Source organism: Actinophytocola sp., from assembly GCF_036555685.1.
Lineage (GTDB): Bacteria > Actinomycetota > Actinomycetes > Mycobacteriales > Pseudonocardiaceae > Actinophytocola.
Genome location: NZ_DATBKY010000247.1, coordinates 58,669 through 66,941, shown reverse-complemented (window position 1 = coordinate 66,941; position 8,273 = coordinate 58,669). Strand labels below are relative to the sequence as shown.

Here is an 8,273-nt window from a genome sequence, read left to right as displayed (position 1 = left end):
CCCCCCCCCCCCCCCCCCCCCCCCCCCCCCCCCGGACCGCGAACCTCTTCGGCGCCGCATGTCTGGCGGTGACCGATCTGATGCTCGAGGGCGCCACCCGGGCGGCGGGGGTTAGCCCGAGTGGCGCGGCGGCGCTGCTCGCACTGCGGGCGGAGCCGGGTCTGGGCGTCACGGAGCTGGGCAGGCGGGTCGGGCTCACGCAGTCCGCGGCGGCGCGGATGGTCGACTCCCTGGCGGCGGCCGGGCTGGTGGGCCGCCACGACGCGACGGCCCGCTCGGTCTCGGTCCGCCTGACCACGGCCGGCAGGGAAGCGGCCGCCCGCCTGCTGACCGCTCGCGGCGAACCTCTCGCCGGCCTGCTGGCCGACCTCACCGACGCCGACCGCGAGCGGCTCACGGCCGTGCTCGAGCAGGTGCTGGCGAAGGTATACGCCCGGGTCGGCGACACGGAGCGTGTGTGCCGGCTCTGCGACCGAACCATCTGCACGAACAACGCCGAGTGCCCAGTGGGTGCCGCGGCGCGCGAAGCCGCCGAAGCGGGCCGCTGATGGGTGCGGCCTTCGCCCTCACGTCCGCCCTGCTCTACGGGATCGCGGACGTCACCGGCGGGTTGCTGTCCCGGCGGGCCGGCTTCGCGATCGTCGCCTTGCTCGGGCAAGCAGGCGGGCTCGTGCTGACGGCGGTGCTCGCGCCGGTCCTGCCCGGCACCGCCACATCCGCCGGGTTCGCGTGGGGTGGCTTGTCCGGTCTGGGCACCGGCATCGGCATGGTGTTCCTGTACCGCGGGATCAGCCGCGGCGCGATGAGCGTCGTGGTGCCGGTCAGCGCGGTCGGTGGCCTCGCGATCCCGGCGCTGGCCGGTGTCGTGCTGCTCGGCGACCGGCCGTCCGGCCCGGCTGTGGCCGGCATGGTGCTCTCGGTGCCGGCGCTCGCACTGGTCTCCTACCGCGATCGCGGCACGGAAGGCGGCGTGGCCGACGGGCTGCTCGCCAGCGTGGCCATCGCCGTCCAGTACTTCGCGCTCGCGCAGGCCGGCCCCGAGACCGGGCTCTGGCCCGTGCTCGCCGGCCGGATCACCGCCACGCTCGCCGTCCTGCCGATGGCCTGGCGGACGCGGCGCCTGCCGGGCGCGCGGATCACCGCGGGCGCGGTGGCCACCGGGTGGAGCGCGACCCTCGCGCTCGTCGCCTACCTGCTCGCCACGCGCGAGCAGCTGCTGTCGATCGCGGTGGTGCTGTCCTCGCTCTACCCGGCGATCCCCGTGCTGCTCGGCCTTACCGTCCTGCGCGAGCGGGTCAACTCTGCCCAGGTCACCGGGCTGCTCGGCGCGGGTGCCGCGATCGTCCTGCTCACCCTCGGCTGACCCGGCGCGGGCGGCCCAGCAGCCGCCGGCCCGCGTCGAGCAGGTGCGCGCGCAGCTCGTCGTCCGGCATGTCGGCCAGCGCGGGCGACCCACCGGCCAGCGCGATGCCGGCGAGCGCCACGTGCGCGGCCACCTCGCTGGCGGGGTTCGACGAGGATCCGACGAGTAGCTCGGTCAAGCAGTCCTTGACGTTCTCCTCGCCGTGCAGCGACCGCTCCAGCGCGCGGGCCACGCCGGGATCGCTGGAGAACACGGCCGCGAGCGCGCGGTGGCTGATCACCATGTCGACGATGCCGGCCAGCACGTGGTCGATCTGCGCGCCCCGGCGGCGCATCGCGCTCGCCTCGCGCACGATCGCGCCGAGCCGCCTGAGCGCGGGTTCGGCCACCGCCTCGGTGATCTCGTCCTTCGTCTTGAAGTGGTAGTACACCGCGGCCTTCGTGACGCCCATGGCGTCCGCGATCATCTGCAGCGACGTGCCCTCGACCCCGTGCCGGGTGAACAGCTCCAGCGCGGTGTTCAGCAACCGGGTCCGGGTGTCCGGCTCGGTCGAGCGGGCCGCCGTGGCCGTCATCGCGCCTCCTTGCAGAGAACCCGACTCTACTTGTCGATCGACTAGGACGACAACTAGCCGTGCGGCTAGTCACATACTTGCCGATCGGCTTGGCGTCTCCTAGCCGTTCGGCTAGCTTCGAGATCGGGAGTTCATCTACGAAGGAGTCAACGGTGGCGACATTCCTCTACCGCCTCGGCCGTGCGTCATTCCGCCGGCGGTGGCTGGTGGCCGGCGTGTGGACGGTCCTGCTGGTGCTGTTCGGGCTGGGCGCGGTCGGGCTGTCCGGCCAGCTCAGCAACGCGGTCAGCATTCCCGGCACCGAGTCCCAGCGCGCGATCGACCACCTCAAGGCGACGTTCCCCGAGGCCGGCGTCGGGGGCGCCACGGCCCGGGTCGTGCTCGAGGCGCCCGAGGGCCAGACGTTCCGCAACCCCGCCAACCAACAGGCCGTCGAGAAGGTCGTCGCCGCGCTGAAGGACGCGCCCGAGGTCAAGCGGGTGACCGACCCGCTGCAGACGCGGTCGATCTCGCGCGACGGCACGGTCGCCCTGATCCAGGTCGGTTACGACCAGCAGGCGTTCGAGCTCACCGACGCCGACCGCGCGGCCCTCGAGCAGGCCACCGAGGGCACCGCGCTCGGCGCCGAGATCGGCGGCGACGCCACCCGCGCCGCCCCGGAGACCGGCGCCACCGAGATCCTCGGCGTGCTCGTCGCCGCGGTCGTCCTCGTGATCACGTTCGGCTCCCTGGTCGCCGCCGGGCTGCCGCTGCTCACCGCGCTCGTCGGCGTCGGCATCGGCATGGCGGGGATCACCGCGGCGTCCGGGTTCACGGAGCTCAACGCCAACACGCCGGTGCTCGCGCTGATGATCGGCCTCGCGGTCGGCATCGACTATGCCCTGTTCATCGTCTCCCGATACCGCAACGAGCTCGCCCGCGGCGAGACCCGCGAAGGGGCGGCCGGGCGCGCGGTCGGCACCGCCGGCTCCGCGGTTGTGTTCGCCGGGCTGACCGTGATCGTCGCGCTCGCCGGGCTCACCGTCGTCGGCATCCCGTTCCTCGCCGAGATGGGCATCGCCGCCGCGATCACCGTCGCGGTCGCCGTGCTCGTCGCCACCACGCTGCTGCCGGCGATCCTCGGCTTCGCGGGCGACAAGGTCCGTGCCGGCCGGCTGCTACGCGGCGGTCCCAAGCCGGGCCGCGCCAGCATGGGCGAGCGGTGGGCCCGCTTCGTCGCGCGGCGCCGGGTGTCCGCGCTGCTGATCGCCGTCGCCGGTCTCGCGATCGTCGCCGTGCCGGCCGCGAGCATGCAGCTCGGCCTGCCGAACGACGCCACCGCCGCGCCGGAGTCCAGCCAGCACAAGGCGTACGAGCTCGTGAGCAAGGGCTTCGGTCCCGGCGCCAACGGGCCGTTGACCGTCGTCGTCGACACGCACGCCGCGGCCGGCCCGCGCGCCGCGGTCCAGCTCACCGCACAGCGGATCGGCCACCTGGACGGCGTCGCCGCCGTCATGCCGCCGCAGCAGAACCGCACCGGCGACACCACGCTGCTGACCGTCATCCCGACGACCGGCCCGAGCGACGAGGCCACCGAGAACCTCGTCGGCGACATCCGCGCGGCGGCCGGCACGCTGCACGAACGCACCGGCGCGGACATCGCGGTGACCGGCCAGACAGCGGCCAACATCGACGTCTCGGACAAGCTCGCCGGCGCGATGCTCCCCTACCTCGCGTTGATCGTCGGGCTCGCGTTCCTGTTGCTGATGCTGGTGTTCCGCTCGGTGGTCGTGCCGCTCAAGGCGACGATCGGCTTCCTCGCCTCGGTGGCGGCGACGTTCGGCGCGGTGGTCGCGGTGTTCCAGTGGGGCTGGCTCGCGGACGCGCTCGGCGTGGCCGCCACCGGCCCGATCATGAGCATGCTGCCGATCCTGCTCATCGGTGTCCTTTTCGGACTCGCGATGGACTACCAGGTGTTCCTCGTGACGCGGATGCGTGAGGAGTACGTACACGGCATGCCGGCGGGCGAGGCGGTGGTCAGCGGGTTCCGGCACGGCGCACGTGTCGTGGTCGCCGCCGCGCTGATCATGACCAGCGTGTTCGCCGGGTTCGTGTTCGCGGAGGACACGCTGATCCAGTCGATCGGCTTCGCGCTCGCCGTCGGTGTCGCGGTGGACGCGTTCGTGGTCCGGATGACGATCGTGCCCGCGGTGATGTCGCTGCTCGGCAGGCGCGCGTGGTGGCTGCCGCGCTGGCTGGACCGCTTGCTGCCCAACGTGGACGTGGAGGGCGAGCGGCTGTCCGAGCCGCCGCAGGAGGACCGCCGGACGCCGGTTCCGGTCTAGACCGTCAGGACAGGCCGGCGCGCAGGTTGTGGATCCTGGTCAGCGCGTCGCCGAAGGCGCCGCTGTCGAGGGTGCCGTCGGCGAGTGCGTTGGCCAGGGCCGTCGCCGCCTGGTCGCCCTGGCCGACGTCGCGTGCCGACGCGAGGATCAGGTCGACGCCCGCGTCGGCGGCGAGCACCGCACGGTTGCCGGCCGAGCCGAAGTCCCGCAGGGCGCCGGCCTCGAGCGCGTCGGAGACCGTTACACCGGTGAACCCGTTGCGCGATCGCAGCTCCTGCTGGATGACCGTCCGGGACAGCCCCGCCGGCCGGCTCGCGTCGAGCGCGGGGTATACCGCCCACGAGAGCATCACGAGCTTCGCGCCCGCGGAGATCGACGCCGGGTACGGCGCCTCGTCCACGCTGCGCAAAGTGGACAGTGACACGTTCAGCGTCACCGGCTTCGTGTCGGTGTTCTGGTCGGCGTTCGCCTTGCCCAGCCCCGGGAAGTGCTTGAGGGTCGCGGCGACGCCGCGCGCCTGCTCGGCGCGCGCGTAGTTGGCCCCCAGGGTGGCGACCGTGCCGGCGTTCGAGCTGAACGACCGGCCGAACTGGTCCATCAGGTCGCCTGCCTGGTGGAAGACGTCGAGCACCGGCGCCAGGTTGACGTTCATCCCGACGCCCGCGAGGTTCTGTCCCGCGCCGTTGCCCGCCGTGGTCGCCGCGGCGGCGGGGTTCGACGACTGACCGACCTGCTTGTGCGAGAGCGTCGGCTCGCCGGGGAGGCGGCGGACCTGGCCGCCCTCCTGGTCGGTCATCAGCAGCAACGGCTCGTGGACCGGGCTCTGCGCGGCGGCGGCGCGCAGTTGTGCGACGACCCCGGAGATCTGCGACAGGCTGGAGATGTTCTCGCCGAAGAAGATCACCCCGGCGGCCTCCCCCGCGCGGATCCGGGCGAGCAGGCTCTCCGGCGGTGTGAGGCCCGGGTAGGAGTAGATGACCCGCTGCCCGGCGGCCTGCTGCGCGAACGCGACAAGATCCGCGTCGGCCGGCCCCTGGTTCCAGGCGAACCCGCTCGCGACGAGCCCGACGGCCAACAACCAGCGCACCAACCGACCACGTCGCATGGACCCCGACCTCCTAGACGCTGCGTGGGTCAACGATAACGCAGAGCGTCCACAGATCGTAAGTTTCTAACGGCACGTTCATGGGACGACGATGACCGGCCAGTGGCCGGCGCGGATCAGGCGGGTGGCGACCGAGCCCGCGATCCGGTGGCCGGCGCTCGTCGAGGCACCGACGACGACCGTGTCCGCGTGGCAGCAGTCCGCCGCCTCCCGGAGGGCCGTCACCGGATCCCCGTGGATCTTCACGAACGTCACCGGCACGGACAGCTCCTCGGCGGCCGACCGGATCTCCGCGCTCAGTTCCGCGCACAGCTGCAGCTGCGTCCGGTGCTCGAACGCCGCCGCCTGGCCGGTCAGGGTGAGGCCCGAGCGCGCGGCGACGAAGGCGACCAGCAGCCGGTAGCCCTGCCGCCGCGCGAGGCCGAACGCGTACGCCGCGGCCCGCATCGCCGTGTCGGTGCCGTCGACGCCGACGAGGATGGTGCGACCGGCCGTGAACCTCGGCCCGAACCGCTCGATCGTCGGCTCGTACGCCCGGGGTTCGTCATCCGCCCGTGCGGGCTCGCCCACGTCGGCCGCGCCGCTCACTGACGACCACCTACCCCGCGATCGGGTCGGAAACCGGCTGCTCCTCTTCGACCTTCTCCAGATCGATCGTGGTGCGCAGCGTGATCCGCTTCAGCAGCAGCGCCGCGATCACGCCCACCGCGCCCGCGGCCGCGGAGATCAGGAAGATGTGCGCGGTCGCGTCGCCGTAGACCTGGCGCACCACCTGCTGGACCCGCGGCGGCAGCGCGGCGAGGTTGAGCGCGCTCGTCTGGCCACCGCCCGAGGTCAGGTCGTGCCCGCCGAACGCCGCGGTCAGATCGGCCGTCACCCGGTTCGCCAGCACCGCACCCAGCACCGACACGCCGATCGTGCCGCCCAGCGAGCGGAAGAACGTCACCGAGGCGCTCGCCGCGCCGAGGTCGCGCAGCGGCACGGAGTTCTGCACCGCGAGCACCAGGTTCTGCATCGTCATCCCGACGCCCACGCCGACCAGCACCATCGCGCCGGCGATGAACACCAGCGACGTGTCGTGGTCGATCATGCCCAGCCCGAGGAACCCGATCACCAGCACGACCGCGCCGCCCACGATGTAGGGCTTGATCACACCCGTCCGGCTGATCAGCTGGCCGGAGACCGTCGACGCGACCAGCACGCCCGCCATCATCGGGATCGTCAGCAGGCCCGCTTCGGTCGGCGTGTAGCCCCGGCCGACCTGGAAGTACTGGCCGAGGAAGACCGCGCCGCCGAACATCGCGAGGCCGACCGCCACGCTGGCGAGGATCGCGAGCGCGGTCGTGCGGGTCCGCACGATCCGCAGCGGCACCACCGGTTCGCGCACCTTCGTCTCGACGATCACCGCGGCGACGAGGATGACGACTCCGGCCCCGACCATCGCCGCCGTCTGCCACGACAGCCACCCGAAGCTGTTGTCCACGAACGAGACCCAGACCAGCAGGATGCTCACGCCGACCGCGATCAGCGCGGCGCCGGCGTAGTCGACGTGGACGTCCGGACGGCGGATCGTGGGCAGGTGCAGCGTCTTCTGCAGCACGACGAACGCGAGCACCGCGATCGGCACGCCCACGAAGAAGCACCACCGCCAGCCGAGCCACGACACGTCCACGATCAGTCCGCCGAGCAGCGGGCCACCGACGGTCGCCACGGCCATCACGCCGCCGAGGTAGCCGTTGTACCGGCCGCGCTCGCGTGGCGGGATGATCGCCGCGATCACGACCTGGACCAGCGCCTGCAGACCACCGACGCCGAGGCCCTGGAACGCGCGGGCGGCGATGATCTGCTCGGCGTTCTGCGCGAACCCGCTGGCCATCGAGCCGAGCACGAAGATCACGATCGCGATCTGGACCAGTGTCTTCTTGTTGAACAGGTCGGCGAGCTTGCCCCAGATCGGCGTGCTCGCGGTCGCGGTCAGCAGGGTCGCCGTGACCACCCACGTGTACTGCGTCTGCGAGCCGTTGAGCGATCCGATGATCAACGGCAGCGCGGTCGACACGACGGTCGAGCTGATCATCGCGACGAACAGCACCAGCAGCAGCCCGCTGAGCGACTCCAGCACCTGCCGGTGCGGCATCGGCTCAGCGGGCGCGGACCCCTCGGCCATGCACTTCTCCCTCTCGCGTGGCCAGTGCACGATTCTTGCTCATCGTGCAAAATTGCACAATAGGAATGTACCACTACCGATAGGGTGGATCTCGTGGAGGCCACTGGCACGTTGCGAGAGCGCAAGAAGGCGGCGACCAGGCAGTCGCTGCACGAGGCCGCGCTGCGCCTCGCGATGGCCGGCGGACTGGACAAGGTGACCGTCGAGGACATCGCGGACGAGGTCGGCGTGTCGCGGCGGACGTTCTCGAACTACTTCGCCAACAAGGAGGACGCGGTCCTGCACGCGGACCGCGAGCGCACCCGGCGGCTGCTGGACCTGCTGCGCGCGCGACCGGCGGGCGAACGCCCGTGGACCGCCCTGCGGCGAAGCGCCGGGCAGCTCTATCCCCCGGTCAACCCGCCGGACCCCGTGTGGGTGGCGCAGCTGCGGCTGCTCCGCCGGCACCCGTCGCTGCTCGCCCGGCAGGCCGCCGACCAGATCGAGCTGGAACGCGAGCTCGCCGACGTGCTGCTGGCCCGCGGCGCCGCGGACGTGGAGCTCGCCCGGCTGATGGCCGCGACGTTCCTCGCCGCGACGCGCACGGCGGGTGCCCTGTGGTTCGACTCGGCCGGCGAGCAGGACCTGCCGGGGCTGATGGACCGGCTACTCGACCGGGTCCGCTTCCGCTAGCTCCGCGAGCCGTCGGTGTCCACGGTCCGGTGCCCGCGCCAGGCCAGCTCACGCATGGCGCCCGACTT

Annotated in this window: 8 protein-coding genes; 4 read left to right on the top strand and 4 right to left on the bottom strand. The window is 72.5% G+C overall.

The window, feature by feature from the left end:
• Positions 1-68 precede the first annotated feature (68 nt).
• Positions 69-548 carry a MarR family winged helix-turn-helix transcriptional regulator gene (locus VH969_RS25035; RefSeq protein ID WP_331978385.1) on the top strand — a complete coding sequence of 160 codons (480 nt, stop codon included), beginning with the start codon at positions 69-71 and terminating at the stop codon, positions 546-548.
• A complete protein-coding gene (locus tag VH969_RS25030) occupies positions 548-1,363 on the top strand; it encodes an EamA family transporter (RefSeq protein ID WP_331978383.1) in 816 nt (271 codons plus the stop codon). The genes VH969_RS25035 and VH969_RS25030 overlap by 1 nt, the downstream gene beginning before the upstream one ends.
• Here the strand turns inward: VH969_RS25030 and VH969_RS25025 are convergent.
• Positions 1,350-1,937 (bottom strand): TetR/AcrR family transcriptional regulator, encoded by a 588-nt coding sequence (locus VH969_RS25025; RefSeq protein WP_331978381.1) that lies wholly within the window; start codon positions 1,935-1,937, stop codon positions 1,350-1,352. The genes VH969_RS25030 and VH969_RS25025 overlap by 14 nt on opposite strands.
• A 152-nt stretch (positions 1,938-2,089) precedes the next feature.
• On the opposite strand from VH969_RS25025, the gene VH969_RS25020 reads away from it, so the two are divergent.
• Positions 2,090-4,261, top strand: coding sequence for an MMPL family transporter (locus VH969_RS25020; protein WP_331978379.1), 2,172 nt, complete (start codon positions 2,090-2,092; stop codon positions 4,259-4,261).
• 4 nt (positions 4,262-4,265) lie between these two features.
• Here VH969_RS25020 and VH969_RS25015 read toward each other — a convergent pair whose 3' ends face one another.
• From VH969_RS25015 to VH969_RS25005, 3 genes are all read right to left on the bottom strand, one after another.
• The gene (locus VH969_RS25015) at positions 4,266-5,348 is read right to left on the bottom strand and encodes a glycoside hydrolase family 3 N-terminal domain-containing protein (RefSeq protein WP_331978377.1); all 1,083 of its coding nucleotides are present in this window, start codon (positions 5,346-5,348) and stop codon (positions 4,266-4,268) included.
• Between the two features lie 96 nt (positions 5,349-5,444).
• Positions 5,445-5,954: a universal stress protein gene (locus VH969_RS25010; RefSeq protein ID WP_331978375.1), complete on the bottom strand. Its 510-nt coding sequence runs from the start codon at positions 5,952-5,954 to the stop codon at positions 5,445-5,447.
• A 10-nt stretch (positions 5,955-5,964) separates the two neighbouring features.
• The gene (locus tag VH969_RS25005; RefSeq protein WP_331978373.1) at positions 5,965-7,533 is read right to left on the bottom strand and encodes an MDR family MFS transporter; all 1,569 of its coding nucleotides are present in this window, start codon (positions 7,531-7,533) and stop codon (positions 5,965-5,967) included.
• 93 nt (positions 7,534-7,626) lie between these two features.
• Here VH969_RS25005 and VH969_RS25000 point away from each other — a divergent pair, with 93 nt between their 5' ends.
• Positions 7,627-8,205 carry a TetR/AcrR family transcriptional regulator gene (locus tag VH969_RS25000; RefSeq protein ID WP_331978371.1) on the top strand — a complete coding sequence of 193 codons (579 nt, stop codon included), beginning with the start codon at positions 7,627-7,629 and terminating at the stop codon, positions 8,203-8,205.
• The last annotated feature ends 68 nt before the right edge of the window (positions 8,206-8,273 follow it).